Source organism: Micromonospora sp. NPDC048947 (assembly GCF_040649495.1).
GTDB lineage: Bacteria > Actinomycetota > Actinomycetes > Mycobacteriales > Micromonosporaceae > Micromonospora > Micromonospora alfalfae.
In genome coordinates, this window is the sequence record NZ_JBEZFO010000007.1 from 113,089 (window position 1) to 127,964 (window position 14,876).

The 14,876-nt window shown below is 73.4% G+C and carries 14 protein-coding genes and 1 riboswitch; of the genes, 5 read left to right on the top strand and 9 right to left on the bottom strand.

Annotation, left to right across the window (positions count from 1 at the left end; all coding sequences use genetic code 11):
• Positions 1-75: 75 nt before the first annotated feature.
• Positions 76-633: a hypothetical protein gene (locus AB0B98_RS12605; RefSeq protein ID WP_357362557.1), complete on the bottom strand. Its 558-nt coding sequence runs from the start codon at positions 631-633 to the stop codon at positions 76-78.
• A gap of 101 nt (positions 634-734) precedes the next feature.
• Between AB0B98_RS12605 and AB0B98_RS12610 the strand changes: the two genes are divergently transcribed.
• Both AB0B98_RS12610 and AB0B98_RS12615 read left to right on the top strand, forming a co-directional pair.
• The gene (locus AB0B98_RS12610; protein WP_357362559.1) at positions 735-1,535 is read left to right on the top strand and encodes an SAM-dependent chlorinase/fluorinase; all 801 of its coding nucleotides are present in this window, start codon (positions 735-737) and stop codon (positions 1,533-1,535) included.
• 25 nt (positions 1,536-1,560) lie between these two features.
• A complete protein-coding gene (locus tag AB0B98_RS12615) occupies positions 1,561-1,803 on the top strand; it encodes a CPCC family cysteine-rich protein (RefSeq protein ID WP_238671784.1) in 243 nt (80 codons plus the stop codon).
• Between the two features lie 33 nt (positions 1,804-1,836).
• On the opposite strand, the gene AB0B98_RS12620 is transcribed toward AB0B98_RS12615, so the two are convergent.
• Entirely contained in the window at positions 1,837-3,099 is a 1,263-nt protein-coding gene (locus AB0B98_RS12620; RefSeq protein WP_357362560.1) for a hypothetical protein, read from the bottom strand.
• 109 nt (positions 3,100-3,208) lie between these two features.
• On the opposite strand from AB0B98_RS12620, the gene AB0B98_RS12625 reads away from it, so the two are divergent.
• Together AB0B98_RS12625 and AB0B98_RS12630 are read left to right on the top strand one after the other, a co-directional pair.
• Positions 3,209-4,018, top strand: coding sequence for a DNA-formamidopyrimidine glycosylase family protein (locus tag AB0B98_RS12625; RefSeq protein WP_357362562.1), 810 nt, complete (start codon positions 3,209-3,211; stop codon positions 4,016-4,018).
• A gap of 165 nt (positions 4,019-4,183) precedes the next feature.
• Positions 4,184-7,807: a hypothetical protein gene (locus AB0B98_RS12630; protein ID WP_357362564.1), complete on the top strand. Its 3,624-nt coding sequence runs from the start codon at positions 4,184-4,186 to the stop codon at positions 7,805-7,807.
• A gap of 38 nt (positions 7,808-7,845) precedes the next feature.
• Here AB0B98_RS12630 and AB0B98_RS12635 read toward each other — a convergent pair whose 3' ends face one another.
• The 7 genes from AB0B98_RS12635 to AB0B98_RS12665 form a co-directional block, all read right to left on the bottom strand.
• Positions 7,846-8,631, bottom strand: a complete 786-nt coding sequence (locus AB0B98_RS12635) for a hypothetical protein (RefSeq protein ID WP_091400455.1) — start codon at positions 8,629-8,631, stop codon at positions 7,846-7,848.
• Positions 8,632-8,654: 23 nt separating this feature from the next.
• Positions 8,655-9,527 (bottom strand): PspA/IM30 family protein, encoded by an 873-nt coding sequence (locus AB0B98_RS12640; RefSeq protein WP_196921622.1) that lies wholly within the window; start codon positions 9,525-9,527, stop codon positions 8,655-8,657.
• Between the two features lie 198 nt (positions 9,528-9,725).
• Positions 9,726-10,160 (bottom strand): helix-turn-helix transcriptional regulator, encoded by a 435-nt coding sequence (locus AB0B98_RS12645; RefSeq protein ID WP_238671779.1) that lies wholly within the window; start codon positions 10,158-10,160, stop codon positions 9,726-9,728.
• A 250-nt stretch (positions 10,161-10,410) separates the two neighbouring features.
• A complete protein-coding gene (locus tag AB0B98_RS12650) occupies positions 10,411-10,866 on the bottom strand; it encodes a CinA family protein (RefSeq protein ID WP_238671971.1) in 456 nt (151 codons plus the stop codon).
• 261 nt (positions 10,867-11,127) lie between these two features.
• Entirely contained in the window at positions 11,128-11,718 is a 591-nt protein-coding gene (pgsA, locus tag AB0B98_RS12655; RefSeq protein WP_357362565.1) for a CDP-diacylglycerol--glycerol-3-phosphate 3-phosphatidyltransferase, read from the bottom strand.
• A 77-nt stretch (positions 11,719-11,795) separates the two neighbouring features.
• A complete protein-coding gene (rimO, locus tag AB0B98_RS12660) occupies positions 11,796-13,304 on the bottom strand; it encodes a 30S ribosomal protein S12 methylthiotransferase RimO (RefSeq protein WP_357362567.1) in 1,509 nt (502 codons plus the stop codon).
• 83 nt (positions 13,305-13,387) lie between these two features.
• The gene (locus AB0B98_RS12665; RefSeq protein WP_357362569.1) at positions 13,388-14,311 is read right to left on the bottom strand and encodes an ornithine cyclodeaminase family protein; all 924 of its coding nucleotides are present in this window, start codon (positions 14,309-14,311) and stop codon (positions 13,388-13,390) included.
• A gap of 92 nt (positions 14,312-14,403) precedes the next feature.
• A riboswitch (guanidine-III (ykkC-III) riboswitch) is annotated at positions 14,404-14,474 on the top strand.
• 61 nt (positions 14,475-14,535) lie between these two features.
• Between AB0B98_RS12665 and AB0B98_RS12670 the strand changes: the two genes are divergently transcribed.
• Positions 14,536-14,850 (top strand): SMR family transporter, encoded by a 315-nt coding sequence (locus AB0B98_RS12670; protein WP_238671775.1) that lies wholly within the window; start codon positions 14,536-14,538, stop codon positions 14,848-14,850.
• Positions 14,851-14,876: the final 26 nt, after the last annotated feature.

Genomic DNA, 14,876 nt, shown 5'->3' on the forward strand with positions numbered 1-14,876 from the left:
GTGAGTCATCACGATGACTCACAGACATCACAGTCAATAGAACGGCACGTCTCGGCCACGCCGACGCGTCAGCGCTCAGTGCAGGTCGTTGAGCACCTTCTCGTAGCGCGGGCGGTCGGCGGCCGGGGTCTTCGCCTCCAGGTAGTTCAGCACCACAGCGCCACGCCGGTACGACTGGCCACCCCAGGTCTCCGCGATGTCGCTGGCGCTGGTCTCGTCCGGGAAGACGTAGACGGTGACGGCGTCGGTGGCCATCAGCTCGGAACAACCCAGGCCGAGGCCGTCCGGCCCACAGTCCACCGAGCGGTCCTTCGGGCGCGGCACCTTCAGGCCGGCGGCCCGGAAAGCGTCGACTACCTGCTTCGCGCCGGGCGCAGCGGCCGGGCGCTTGGGCAGCACCACCGGCGGCGGGCTGGCCGGCCGCCGCTGCGTCGTGCCCTGCGCGGCGGCGGAGGGCGGGGTCGCGCTGTCGGCACTGGGTGCGGTTTGGGGCGTCGGCAGGCCGGTCGGGGCCGCCTCGGACGAGACGGACGGGTTCGCGGTCGGGCTGCCGTCGTCGTCACTGCCACAACCGGCGCTGAGGGCGACGGCGACCAGCAGGATTCCGACTGCGGGGAGGTTCCGAGTTGTCACCAGGGCAGTCTGCCCAACGTCCTCCGGCGGCGGGAGGGGCCGGTCGGCCACTGCGCTGTCCCGTATCCGCCAGCACGCCGCTGTTCTACTAGCCTGCGGGCATGTCCGCAGTGCCCTGGATCTCGCTGACCACCGACTACGGCCTCACCGACGGCTTCGTGGCCGCCTGCCACGGGGTCGTCGCCCGGATCGCGCCGGCCGCCCGGGTGATCGACGTGACCCATCTGGTGCCGCCGGCGGACGTCCGGCGCGGTGCCGCCGTGCTGGCGCAGACAGTGCCGTACCTGCCGGTGGGAGTGCACGTGGCGGTGGTCGATCCGGGAGTGGGCACCGCCCGACGGGGAGTCGCGCTGGCCACCCCGGGCGGGTTGCTGGTCGGCCCGGACAACGGGTTGCTGCTGGACGCGGCCACCGCGCTCGGTGGGGTGACCGACGCGGTCGAGCTGACCGGGTCGCGCTGGCTGGCCCCCCGGGTGTCCGACACGTTCCACGGCCGCGACGTCTTCGCGCCGGTGGCAGCCCGGCTGGCGCTCGGCGCGCCGCTGGCCGACGCGGGCCCGCCGGTCGACCCGGCCGGGTTGGTGCGACTACCGACTCCGACGGTGACCCCGGACGCGGAGGGCTTCACCGCAGAGGTGCTGACCGTGGACCACTTCGGCAACGTCCAACTGGCCGCGCCGGCCGAGCTGCTCGATCCGCTGCCGGCCACGCTCCGGGTGGGCCCGCCGGGGCCGGTGCCGGCCCTTGTGGCGGTGCACGGGCGGACCTTCGGCGACGCCCCGGCCGGTGGCCTGGTGGCGTACGTCGATTCGGCCGGCCTGGTCGCTGTCGCTGTCAACGGCGGGCGAGCCGCGGACCTCCTCGCGACCTCCCCGGGGGACCTCCTGCGGGTATCGGGCTGATGTTCGACTGTGGAATGCTTCTCCGGTGGGTGAGCATGTGGTTCCTGTGGGCTGTCCCTGTTGTGCATCCCGGACCGGCGGGGGGACCTGCCCCGTCTGTTTCTGGACCGACGACGGCCAGACCGACGCCGACGCCGACGCCGTCCGGGGCGGCCCCAACGGCGACCTGAGCCTCACGCACGCCCGTCTCAACTACGCCGTCTACGGTGCCAGCCACCCGCGCTACCAGGACATGGTGCGCACGGCTCGCCCCGACGAGCGCCCCTGACGTCGACGGGGCGCCCGACGGGGTGAGCGTGGCTCAGCAGACCGGCACGCTTCCGCCGTACACGCTGGAGATGTACGCGTGGCTGACGTACTGGCCGCTGGTGAGACGGTTCCAGCGGGTGGTGGTCCGGTAGGGGCCGGCAACCGACTGACCGGTGACGTAGCACTGGATCGGCACGTGGGCCAGCCGGGCGGCGAGGCCACGCGTCGCGTACGACGTGCTGGCCCCGGTGCGGATGTTGAGCGGGCCGTCACCGACCACGCCGCGCGGCCCGCCTCCGGTCCACAGGTAGGCGACGTCCACCCAGGCGTTGGTGGTCAGCCGCAACCCGTCCCAGAACGTGCCGTCGGCCAGGTCGATGCCGGCCGGGTTGAGCACGGTCCGCCCGAACTGGTCCCGTCCGCCGTTGTAGCCGGACTGGTACGCGGCCTGCGCCTCGGGCCGGCCCTGCGGCAGGTTCTTCCAGTTCTCCCGGACCGATGAGGGGTTCCAGTAGTCGTCGCGGGTGTTCCACGGCCCGACGTCCCAGACCGGGGCGTACTCGCAGCGGGAGCCGCTCGTGGTGCAGACCCGCACCGTGTAGTCACCGGTGTTGAGCGGTGAAAGGCCGCGCCGCGACGGCAGCGCCGCGAAGTGGTCCCGGGGTTGCACGGTACGGCCGTTGGCGGTCAGTTCACCGACCAGCCCGATGCGGGTGGCGTACACCCGGTAGGTGCGGCCGGGCGTGGCGGCGGAGACGGCGGCGTTCGCGTCGGCGGTGAGCTGCACACGCCGTACCGTCGCCGTGGCCCCGCCATCGGGGGCGGTGAGCACCACCCGGGTCTGCACCCGGCTGACCGGCCGGTCGAAGACCGCGCCGGTGGTGGCCGCCCGCCACTCCGTCCAGCCGGCGGCCCGCCAGCCGCGGACCTGCGCCTCCACTGTCGCCCCGGCCGGAACCGCGGCGTTGATCTCGGCACGGACCCGGGTGGCCGGCCGGGCGAGGGTGCGGGGAGCGGTCAGCAGCATCCCCTCGGCTACCGCGCTGTGCGGGCTGCGGGCGCCGCGCCCGTTGGACCGGGCCTCCCGCAGGCGGAGGCCGGCGCCGGTACGCCGGACGTTGACATCGTCGCCGTCGACGATGGTGAGGTCGGCGCTCCACAGTTCGTCGCCGGGTGCCGCGGCGACGAGGGTGATCGGAGCGCCGCCGGGTGCGGCCGGAGCAGGGCCGGTCGCGGGTAGGAGCGCTGCGGTGAGCAGGAGGGCGAGGGTGGCGATGAGGGCGACGGATGGGATACGACAAGAGGGTCGCGTCATGGGCATTCTCCTCAGAACCCTCTGACCTTCGCATGTCAGGAGATCATGAGGAACCTGAGTACAAATAGCGACACATGCGAATCTTGCTCGAAAGAGGGAGGATGGCAGAGTGCCCGAAGGCGACACAGTCTGGAACACTGCGCGCGTGCTGCACCGTGCGCTCGCCGGCGCGCGGATCACCGGGAGTGACTTCCGGGTGCCACAACTGGCGACCACGAACCTCACCAACTGGACCGTCCGCGAGTCGGCCAGCCGGGGCAAGCACCTGCTGCTGCGGCTCGACGCCCCGACCCAGGAGCACTGGACCCTGCATTCCCACCTGCGGATGGACGGTGCCTGGCGGGCGTACGCCCCGGGGGAACGCTGGAGCGGCCGGCCCGCGCACCTGATCCGGGTGGTGCTGCGCAGCCCCGGCGCCGTCGCGGTCGGCTACCACCTGCACGAGGTGACCCTGGTGCCGACCTCGGAGGAGGACCAACTGGTCGGCCACCTCGGCCCCGACCTGCTCGGCTCCGACTGGGACCCGGCCGAGGCGGTCCGTCGGCTCGCCGAGCACCCGGAGCAGACAGTCGGCGAGGCGCTGCTCGACCAGCGCAACCTGGCCGGCGTGGGCAACCTCTACAAGTGCGAGGTGCTGTTCCTGCGGGGCGTGTCACCGTGGACCCCGGTCGGCAAAGTGCCCGACCTGCCGGGCCTGGTGGCCCTCGCACAGCGGCTGCTCGCCGCCAACCGCGGCCGATGGACGCAGAGCAGCACCGGCTCCCTGCACCGGGGGCAGACCAGTTACGTGTACGGCCGCCGCGCCCAGCCCTGCCGCCGTTGCGGCACCGCGATCCGCAAGGAGGAGCTGGGCGAACGGGTCACCTACTGGTGCCCGGTCTGCCAGCCCGAGCGTCCGGGTCCGTCGTCATCCGACTGACCAGGCTCCCGCCAGACGGGACCCATGGCAGAAACGGACGATTGGGTAATTCCTAACCGGCCGTCGGAGTCGCATGCTGCGGTTGAGCGCTCACCGACCGTCAGCAGAGTGCCGAGGTCCCCCACGCCGGGGTGGCGGCCCTCGCGCCCCGAACCGGGGAGAGTCATGGCGATGTTCCGCAGACTCCGCTCCACCTTCTTCGAGCGGACCACCCGCGACACCGACGCCGACGGCCGGGCGGCGTCCGTGCCGACCCCGCGTACCGCCGAGGAGGCCGTTGTCACGCCGAGCCTGGACCCGGCCGTCGTGCCCCGCTACTTCGGCCCGGTGCCGAACTTCGCGTACAGCCCCCGCCCGACCCGCGGCCCCGACGGGCAGGTGGTGGCCGGGACCGGGCTGCGCAAGTTCGTCGACCCACTGCCCGTCCCGGGCCAGCCAGGCCACGGCGACCTCGGCAGCGAACTGCCGGTGGCGGTGCCGGACACCATCAGCTATCCGGGCTGCGACTACTACGAGATCGGCCTACAGGAGTACGCCCAGCGGCTGCACCGGGACCTGCCGGTCACCCGGCTGCGCGGCTACCGGCAACTCAACCTGGGCACCGACCCGGCCGGACACAACACTGTGGCGCCTCCGGAGCGACAGTGGCACCTCGGGCCGATGATCTACGCCCGTCGCGGTCGACCGGTCCGGGTGAAGTTCATCAACCAGCTCCCCACCGGTCGGTCCGGCGAGCTGTTCCTGCCCGTCGACGACACCATCGAGGGGGCCGGTCTGGGCCCACTGGACGGACCGGCGCCGTACCCGCAGAACCGGGCCGTGCTGCACCTGGCCGGGGCGCAGACCGGCTGGACCAGCGCGGGCAACCCGGGGCAGTGGATCACCCCGGCCGGGGAGATCACCCCGTACCCGACCGGGCCCGGCCTGGCCCACGTGCCGGACATGCCGGCGCCCGGCGCCGGCGCCACCACTCTCTACTTCCCGAACGAGCAGAGCGGCCGGCTGCTGTGGTTCCACGACAACACCCTCGGCCTGGCCCGGCTCACCGTCTACGGCGGACAGCTCGCGCTCTACCTGCTCACCGACCCGGCCGAGGACCAGCTCGTCGCCGACGCGGTGCTGCCGGCCGACCAGGTGCCATTGGTGATCGAGGACAAGACGTTCGTTCCGGACGACACCCAGCTCGCCGCCGAGGACCCGACCTGGGACCGGGAACGCTGGGGCGCCCTCGGCAGCCTCTGGCACCCGCACGTCTACCAACCCCGGCAGAACCCGTACTCCTCCGGCGGACGCAACCCCACCGGGCGGTGGGACTACGGACCCTGGTCCCGCAACTCCGCCCCGGCCGACGCCCACGCCGACGCCCACGCCGACGGCTGGGTGCCGAACCCGTATTACGATCCGGTCGGCGCGCCGGACGAGCCGCCGCTGAGCCCCGGCGTGCCGCACCCGTCCGCGGTTCCCGAGGCGTACGGCGACACCCCGCTCGTCAACGGCGTCGCCTACCCGTACCTGGAGGTGCGGCCACGCGCGTACCGGTTCCGGATCCTCAACGCCTGCCTGGACCGCAGCCTCAACCTCCAGCTCTACCGCGCCCGCTCCGAAGCGGCGATGTGGACGGCCGACGGCACGCTCGCCGACCCCGACGCCGGTGAGGTGCCGATGGTGCCCGCCGCGCGCGCGGCGGACCGTCCGGCGGGGTGGCCGACCGACGGACGCGACGGCGGTGTGCCGGACCCGCGCGCCGCCGGCCCGAAGTTCATCCAGATCGGGAACGAGGCCGGCCTCCTGCCGGCGCCGGTGGTGCTGCCGAACCAACCGATCGGCTACCGCTACGACCGGCTCGACCCGACAGTGCTGAACGTCGACGGACACACGGTGCTGCTCGCCCCGGGCGAACGCGCCGACGTGCTCGTCGACTTCTCCGCCGTGCCCCCGGGCAGCACGCTGATCCTCTACAACGACGCCCCGGCCCCGCTGCCCGGCTTCGACAGTCGCTACGACCAGCACACCGACGCCCCGGACCGCAGCGCCGAGGGCGGCCCGCCCGCCACCGAACCGGGGTACGGCCCGAACACCCGCACAGTGCTCCAGTTCCGGGTCACCGGGACGCCCGAGCCGCCGTACGACCTGGGCCGGTTGCGCGAACGGCTGCCACTGGCGTACGCGGCCAGCCAGCGCCCGCCGATCGTCCCGCAGCCGGCGTACGACCCGGCGTTCGGCACCCGGACCCCGGCGCAGACGACGGTGCCGGTGCACGCCACCACAGTGACGTTCACACCGACGGCCGGAACCGGCCCGGTGACAGTGCCGATCGCTGTGAAGACCGCACAGCAGATCGTCGAACCGGACCACGGCCGGTCGGCGGGCCGGCTCGGCGTCGGGCACCCACACGCCGGGCCGCTCAACCCGACGACGCTGCCGCTCGGTGCGACCGACCCGGTCACCGAGGTGCTCTTCGCCACCGACCCCGCCGTGCCCGTGGGCTCCCCCACCGACGGCACGCAGCTCTGGCGGATCAGCGGCAACGTCCGGCAGACCGAGCCGTTGCATATCGCCGGCTGCGACGTGCAGGTGATCAACCGGGTTGGCTGGGACGGCACACTGCGGCTCCCGCACGGCACGGAGCTGGGCTGGAAGGGAGTCGTCCGGGTCAACCCGCGGGAGGACGTGGTGGTGGCGCTGCGCCCGGTCGCGCCGACGCTGCCGTTCAAGCTAGGGGACAGCGTCCGGCTGCTCGACCCCTGCCGCCGGGCCGGAGCGCGGACCGGGTCGACGCCGGTCAGCCCGATCGACGGTCGACCGGCCACTGTGGTCAACCAACTGGTCAACCTGGGCTGGGAGTACCGCTGGCACAGTCAGCTCGCCGGCCACCGCGACGGCGGGATGAGCAGGCCGCTGGTGTTGCGGGTGACGCCGAAGGCGCCGACCGGGCTGACCGCCACACCGGTGTCCGGCTCGGCCACCGCGCTACCGGCGATCGCGCTTGCCTGGACCAGCAACGGCGGGCGACCGCCAGCCACCAGCCACGTGTTGCAACGGGCCACCGACGCCACCTTCGGCGGCGAGGTCACCACGATCACCGTCGCGGCCGCCGCCACCCGCTACACCGACGCGACGGTGACCCCCGGGGTGACCTACCACTACCGGATCCGGGCGGAGAACGCGGTCAGCTACTCGTCCTGGTCGAACGGGGTACCCGCCTCGGTGCACCTGGCCGCGCCGAGCGGTCTGGTCGCGGCGCTCCCGCCAGCCGCGCCGCTGCGCGTGGCGCTGCGCTGGACGAACCGCTCGTTCGCCACCGGCATCGACGTGCAACGGGCCACCAACCCGACGTTCACCAGCGGCCCGGGCACCACGGCGATCGGGGTCGGTGACAATCACCTGGACGCGGCGGTGGCACCGGACACCACGTACTACTACCGGGTGCGGACCACCTACCTGGGCTCCGCCTCGGCGTGGTCGACAGTCGCCACTGTGACCTCGCCGCCCGCGCCGGGAACCCCCGGCGGGGTGAGCGCCACCGCCAGCGCACCGGGGCCGGACACCGCGACGGTGATCCTGGCCTGGGAGGCGAGCACACCGGGCGGCCCGGGGTCCGGGTTCATCGTGCAGCGGGCACTCGACCCGGCCTTCGAGCAGGCGACGGCCACCTTCACGGTGACCGGGCGCGGCTTCACCAACACGGGGTTGGCCCGGGGCGTGACGTACCACTACCGGATCCGGTCGTTCAACGTCGTGGGCACCTCGCCGTACACCGGCCCGGTCCTGGTGACGACACCACCGTGACCGGCGGGGGTCCGCGGGCCGCCGCGGGGCGTGCGCTGTCAGCGCGTCGGCGCGCGCAGCGGGGTGCCGACGGCCCGCAGCTCGGCAAGTGCCCCGGCGACCCCGTGCAGCAGGTCTGTCGCCTCGGTGAGCCGGTCGGCGGCCGGGTGGGCGGTCTCCGGTCGGGAGTCCTCGGCCAGGTAGCCGGCGGCGGCGACCACAAGCCGTTCGTACGCGGCCACCCCGCCCTCCAGTTGAGCGGTCAGCGCGGCGTGCGCCTCGGCCAGCGGGGGCCGGGCGTCGGCCGGGGCCAGCCGCAGCGCGCGTTCGACGCTGGCCACCCGCGCGGCCAGGTCGCGCAGCGAGCGGTCGGCGGCGGCGGCCTCCAGCACCGCCGGCTCGGCCAGCCCGGTGAGCCGGGGGGCCATCCCGGCCAGGGTGAGCGCCGCCCGGTCCAGTCGGGCCCACTGCTCCCCGGCACTGGTGCCGCGCAGCGCGATCCGGGAACGGACCCGGCGTACCTCGGCGAGCACGCCCGGGCCGACCGGCAGCCGCTCGACGGCGGCGATCAGTCGGGCCCGTGACCGGGCCGCCGCTTCGGCCGGGTCGAGAGCGGGGGGCGCCGGCTGGGCGGCCAGGGCGCGCACGTCGATCCAGCGCCAGGCGGCGAGCGCCACCGCGCTGCCCGCGGCGCCGGCCCAGGCCGCGTCGGGCAGACCAAGGCCGGCGTACGGAGTCAGCACCACCGCCGCGCCGCCGAGCCCACCGGCCAGCACGCTCCACCGTCGGGCCGACCGGCGAAGCCGGCCCAGCCTCCGGAAGTACCGGGTCCGCTCGTCTGCCACAGTGACCCCCTCGATCCGGTCGTTCAGCCGGCGGCGGTCGGGTCGCCGGTGCCCCGCTCGCGAGCCATGCTGGCGCGCAGTTCGTCAAGCCGGGCGGCGGCCGTCGGGTCGTTGGCCGGGCCGGCCTTCTCGGCCTGCGGCACGGCCGGTCGCTGGGCCGCGCCGCCGAGCTGCTCCCCCGCCATGCTGGACCGGATCTGCTCCAGCCGGGCGGAGCCGGCCGAGTCGATGGTGGCCTTCTGAATCTCCAACATACGGCCCTCGACGGAGTTGCCGGCCAGTTCGGCGCGACCCATCGCGTTGGCGTACCGCCGCTCGATGCGGTCGCGCACCTCGTCCAGCGACGGGGTGTTGGTGGGCGCGGTCAGCGACGACATCGACTCCAGCGAGCGGGCCACCGTCTCCTGCATCTTGGCCTGCTCCAGCTGGCTGAGCAGCTTGGTGCGCTCGGCGAGCTTCTGCTGGAGGATCATCGAGTTGTTCTCGACCGCTCGGCGGGCCTGGGCGGCGGCGCCCAGCGCCTGGTCGTGCAGGGTCTTCAGGTCCTCGGTGGCCTGCTCGGCGGAGACGAGCTGGCTGGCCAGCGTCTGCGCGGACTGCTCGAACCGCACCGCCTCGGCCTCGTCGCCCTTGGCCCGGGCCTGGTCGGAGAGCACCAGGGCCTGCCGGGCGTTGCCCTGCAACCGCTCGACCTCGGTCATCTGCCGGGACAGCTTCATCTCCAGCTGACGCTGGTTGCCGATCACCGCGGCAGCCTGCTGGACCAGCGCCTGGTGCTGCCGCTGAGCATCCTCGATGGCCTGCTGGATCTGCACCTTGGGATCGGCATGCTCATCGATCTTCGCACCGAAGAGCGCCATCAGGTAGTTCCAACCCTTGACGAACGGGTTCGCCATCTCCGCGGTATCCCCTCAGTAGCGTCGCTCCACCACGGCCGGGCCGGCTGGACCGGCCGACCGTGACCGGCAGGTCTCCATCGTCCCAGCCGAACGCCAGTGAGGCATCCGTACCGGGCGGTCGACAGCACCGGCGGCTCCTGCGAGCAACCCTACGCGGCCGGGGCCACCCCGCCCATGGTCAACTGGATCGGCGGCTCAGGCCGCGCAGACCACGTCCCGGTCGCGCTCGGTCGGGCGGACCCGGGTGCTGCGCAGGGTGGCCTTGAGCGGCGAGTCCTGGCGGACCGAGACAGCGACAGTGCCGTTGGAGGTGACCTGACGGACACCCCGGTTGGTGCTCTTGGCTGCGGCGTCGGCCGGCTCGTCCTGCATCGAGACGAGCACCCCGGGCATCTGCTCGGCGAGCGCCACCGTGTCGCTCACCTCACGCAGCAGCTCGGAGAGGCGGGCACCGAGGGCGTCGCAGATCGCGGCGAGCAGCTCGCTCGACGGCTCCTTGTGCCCGCGTTCAATCTCGGAGAGGTAGCCGAGGCTGACGTTGGCGGCGGTGGAGACCTCACGCAGCGTGCGCTGCTGGCCCTGCCGACGCGCTCGCAGTGCGTCACCGATCACCCGGCGTAGCAGGATCATCGCACCTCCCCCTGAGGGATACCTCGCGCCCGCCGCTGGGCGGCCGGTCGCGGCGGACCGCGCCGACCCCGAACGTCGGAGCCTTCCCGCAACCGTACCCGTTGCGGGCCCGGGCGACATCCCGCCCCGCCCGTCGGTTCGTCGGGACGGGCTCACCGGGGCGCGCCGCTGCCCATTTCCGCAGCGCGCCGAATGGTCCCGCCCGCAGTTCCGGCCCGGGTCCCGGCCTGCGTGGTTCTGGCCCTGGCGTTCACGGGGTCGCGTCAACCAGTCGCTCGGCGAGCAGCCGGAGCGCCTCGACCACGGCCGCCGCGCGGACGTGGTCCCGCCCGCCGCCCAGGTCGAGCTGGCGGACCGCCCCGCCGTTCGGGCCGGCTACCGCGACGTAGACGAGGCCCACGGGCTTCCCGTCCTGCGGCTCGGGGCCGGCGACTCCGGTGGTGGCCAGCCCCCAGTCCGCGCCGCACCGCTGCCGGCCGCCCTCGGCGAGCGCCGCCGCCACGTCCGGGTCCACCGGCCCCCGCTCGGACAGCAGGTCAGCGGGTACGCCGGCCAGTGTCGCCTTCAGCTCGGTGGCGTACACCACGAGGCCACCCCGGTAGATCCCGCTGACCCCGGCGATGTTCACGATCGAAGCGGCGAGCGACCCGCCGGTGAGCGATTCGACAGTGGCCAGGGTTTCGTGCCGCTCGGCCAGCCGGTGCACGACCCCCGCCGCCGCACTGCCCACCTCAGCCCCGTCCACCTCAGCACCACCCACCGCAGCACCACCCACGCCGCCACCGTCCGCCGACACCCCAGCCCCCATGCGCCAGTTCCTTCCCCACCCACCAACCCCCAACCCCAACCCCCGACCCAAGCGCGTCGATCATGAAGTTAGCGTCGCGACACGCCGCCGCGGAGGGCAATAACTTCATGATCAACGCCGGGGTGGGCGGGGCCTGGGGGGCCGGGGGGTACGGGGGGGTTAGCGGGGGCGGCGGAGGCGGAGGGCTTGGGCTATGTAGTCGAAGCCGGTGGCGACAGTGACCAGTACGGCGGCGGCCATGATCCAGGGGCCGACGGTGGCGAGCGCGGCCGGCATCGGCCAGAGGTACCAGGCGATGGCGAGGATCTGGAGCGCGGTCTTGACCTTGCCCCCTCGGCTGGCGGCGATGACGCCGTGCCGGATCACCCAGAACCGCAGCCCGGTGATGCCCAGCTCGCGGACGAGAATCAGCGCGGTCACCCACCAGGGCAGTTGGTCGTACCAGGAGAGCAGCACCAGCGCCGCGCCGGTCAGCGCCTTGTCGGCGATCGGGTCGGCCACCTTGCCCACCGACGTGACCAGCCCGAAGCGGCGGGCGATCCAGCCGTCCACCAGGTCGGTCGCCGAGGCCACAGCGAAGATCAGGCAGGCTGCCATCCGCCAACCGGCGTGGGTCATCCCGGACATGATCACCGAGGCGCCGAAGACCGGCACCAGCACCAGCCGCAGGGCGGTCAACGCGTTGGCCGCGTTGACGACCGGCACCACTGCCACCACCCGGCCCGGCGTCGACTCCGTCGCCCCGGTCACCGCCGCACTCCGCTCGGGCCGCCGTGGCGTTCCCGGCACCGCACCACCTGGGTCCCCCGCTCCGCTCGGGCCCGCCGTCACCGTGCCGCGCCGGGCGCCGCCGAGATCATCTCATCCGGCACGGCGAGCAGGTCCACCCCTTCGGTGCCGGTCACCGTTGCGCGCACCAGATCGCCAGGGCGCAGCGCGGCCAGGTCGACCCCGCCCTCGGCCGGGGCGACCAGGGTGGTGGAACCGTCCACCTCCGGCGCCTGGTGGGCCGCCCGGCCCTCCACGACGCCGTCCTCGATCGTGTCGACAAGCACCTCGACCGTCGAGCCGAGCCGGTCCTCGGCCCGCTGCGAGCAGAGCTCGTCGGCGAGGGCGCTGAGCCGGTCGTAGCGCCGCTTGATCGTCGCAGCGGAGACCTTGCCGGGCAGGCCGGCAGCCTCGGTGCCGTCCTCGTCGCTGTAGTCGAACATGCCGATCGCGTCGAGCCGGGCCTCGGTCAGGAACCGGACCAGCTCGTCGACGTCGGCGCGGGTCTCGCCGGGGAAACCGACGATGAAGTTGCTCCGGGCGCCCGCGTCCGGGGCCAGGGTGCGGGCACTCGCCAGCAGCTCCAGGAACCGGTCGGTGGAGCCGAAACGCCGCATCCGGCGCAGCACCGGCTCGCTGGAGTGCTGGAACGACAGGTCGAAGTACGGTGCCACGCCCGGGGTGGTGGCGATCGCCTCGATCAGCCCGGGCCGAGTCTCGGCCGGCTGGAGGTAGCTGGCCCGCACCCGGACGATGCCGGTCACCGCGGCGAGCTGGGGCAGCAGCTTCTCCAGGGCGCGCGGGTCACCCAGGTCCTTGCCGTAGGAGGTGGAGTTCTCGCTGACCAGCACCAGCTCCCGTACGCCGGTCTTGGCCAGCCACTCCGCCTCGGCGAGCAGCTCGTCCGGGGTACGCGAGACGAAAGCCCCCCGGAAGGCCGGGATGGCGCAGAACGCGCAGCGGCGGTCGCAGCCGCTGGCCAGCTTCAGCGAGGCCACCGGACCGGTGTCGAGCCGTCGGCGCAGCACCTGACGGAGGTGTGCCGGGGTGTGCTCGTCGGTGTCGACGACGGTGCGGGTCACAGTGCCGTGGCCGGGCAGCGAGACACCGCTGTCGCGGCGCTGCACAGGGGTCAGCGGCAGCAGCTCGCGCCGGTCCCGTGGGGTGTGCGCGGTGATCTGCTCGCCGGCGACGACAGCGTTCAGCCGCGCGGCGATGTCGGGGTAGTCGTCGAAGCTCAGCACCGCCTGGGCCTCGGGCAGGCTGTCGGCCAACTCCCGGCCGTACCGCTCGGCCATGCAGCCCGCGGCCACCACCTTGGCGCCAGTTCCGGCGGCGGCGAGCAGGGTCTGGATCGAGTCCTGCTTGGCCTTCTCCACGAAACCGCAGGTGTTGACGACCACCACGTCGGCGCCCTCGCCGTCGGTGGTCACCTGCCAGCCGTCGGCGTGCAGGCGGGCGGCCAGCTCCTCCGAGTCGACCTCGTTGCGGGCACAGCCCAGGGTCAGCAGGGCGACGCGACGGCCCTCGGCGTGGTCAGCGGGAGAAGGAGAGGTGGCAGACACCATCCGAGGGTACCGGGCCGGTCGGGTAAGCCCACGCACGCGGGCTGCGGCGGAGACTGTCGACACGGAGGCGAACGTCATTCCGGTCAGCGCGCCTCGACGCCAACCCGGGTGAGCGCGTCGAGCAGGAACACCTCGGTGCCGGCCAGGCCGGTGGAGCAGAAGACGGAGATCTGGTCCGCGGTGGTCCGGCCGGGAACCGCGCCGGCCAGGATGCCGCCCAGGTCGCGCAACCGCCCGGCGTACGGGGGTGAGGCGGCGAGCATCGGCGGCTGGTAGTCCGCCGCCTGGGCCGGTGAATCGGTGACCAGCAGGTCGGCGGTGTCCAGCAGGTCGCTGCCGAACTCGCTGCGGTCGCGCTGCTTGAAACCGACAGCGTTGACGTGCGTGCCGGGGCTGAGGTCGGCGGCGCAGAGCACCGGGGTCGGGCTGGTGGTCGCCAGCACCACCAGGTCCCGCCCGGCGACGGCCACGCCCGGGTCGGCCACCGCACGGGCCGGCACCCCCAGTTCGGCACGGACCCGGGCCGCGAAGGCTTCCCGGCGAGCGGCCGAGCGGCTGTGCACCACCACCTCACGCAGCGGGCGGACCGCGGCGGTGGCCCAGACCTGGGTCCATGCCTGCCGGCCGGAGCCGATCACCCCGAGGGTGGCGGCGTCGGGACGGGCCAGCGCGTCGACAGCGAGGCCCCCCAACCCTCCGGTACGACGGGAGCCCAACTCCTCGCCGACGGCGACCGCCCGGATCGCCCCGGTCCGGGCGTCGTGCAGCACCACCAACTGCTCGCCCTGCGGGTGACCGAAGGTGTCGTACGAGCGGAAGCCGTACCACTCGCCGACCAGGTGCCCGGCGGTGAGCACCATCCGTCCGCCGCTCAGCGGTGCGGCGGCCCTGGGCGGCGCGATCAGGCGGCCCTCGTACGCGGCCAGGAGGGCGGCGCGCATGGCGTCGACAGTGGTGGCGGCGTCCAGCGCGGCGGCGACCTCGGGGTCGGCGTAGAGCATGGTCATGCTGGCGATACTGCAAGTTGAAGTCAAGTGGAGGTCAACGGACCGTGGCGATGGTCACCTCCCCGCCACCGGGGCCGGTGCTAGCGTCGACACCAGTGGCCGGATGCTCGTGGCCGCTCCGGACGAGTGGTGGGCGTACCCGGTCAGGCCAAGACGCCCCGCGTGACGTGCAGACTCGACTCGTCCCGGCGCGGAAGCCCGGGCGCTTCCGGTGAGGTGAAGCGATGGCCTGGCTCGTACTGGTGATCTCGGGACTGTTGGAGACGGCCTGGGCGATCGCCCTGGACCGCAGCGCCGGTTTCAGCCGGCTGGTCCCGTCGGTGGTGTTCGTGGTGACCCTGCTGCTGAGCATGGCCGGGCTGTCGTACGCGCTCCGGGACATTCCCGTCGGCACCGGCTACGCGGTCTGGGTCGGCATCGGCGCCGTCGGCACCGCGCTGATCGGGATGCTGGCGCTCGGCGAGTCGGCGAGCCTGCCCCGAATCCTCTGTCTCCTGCTGGTGGTCGCCGGTGTGATCGGGTTGAAGATCTTCCACTGAGGTGCCCCGCCGGGCAGGCGTGGCGA

What these genes read in the sequence shown, in the direction of transcription:
- AB0B98_RS12640 (WP_196921622.1), bottom strand. Translation starts at nt 9,527, where the DNA reads ATGGCGAACCCGTTCGTCAAGGGTTGGAACTACCTGATGGCGCTCTTC.
- AB0B98_RS12645 (WP_238671779.1), bottom strand. Translation starts at nt 10,160, where the DNA reads ATGATCCTGCTACGCCGGGTGATCGGTGACGCACTGCGAGCGCGTCGG.
- AB0B98_RS12620 (WP_357362560.1), bottom strand. Translation starts at nt 3,099, where the DNA reads ATGACGCGACCCTCTTGTCGTATCCCATCCGTCGCCCTCATCGCCACC.
- AB0B98_RS12630 (WP_357362564.1), top strand. Translation starts at nt 4,184, where the DNA reads ATGGCGATGTTCCGCAGACTCCGCTCCACCTTCTTCGAGCGGACCACC.
- AB0B98_RS12670 (WP_238671775.1), top strand. Translation starts at nt 14,536, where the DNA reads ATGGCCTGGCTCGTACTGGTGATCTCGGGACTGTTGGAGACGGCCTGG.
- rimO (WP_357362567.1), bottom strand. Translation starts at nt 13,304, where the DNA reads ATGGTGTCTGCCACCTCTCCTTCTCCCGCTGACCACGCCGAGGGCCGT.
- AB0B98_RS12665 (WP_357362569.1), bottom strand. Translation starts at nt 14,311, where the DNA reads ATGACCATGCTCTACGCCGACCCCGAGGTCGCCGCCGCGCTGGACGCC.
- AB0B98_RS12610 (WP_357362559.1), top strand. Translation starts at nt 735, where the DNA reads ATGTCCGCAGTGCCCTGGATCTCGCTGACCACCGACTACGGCCTCACC.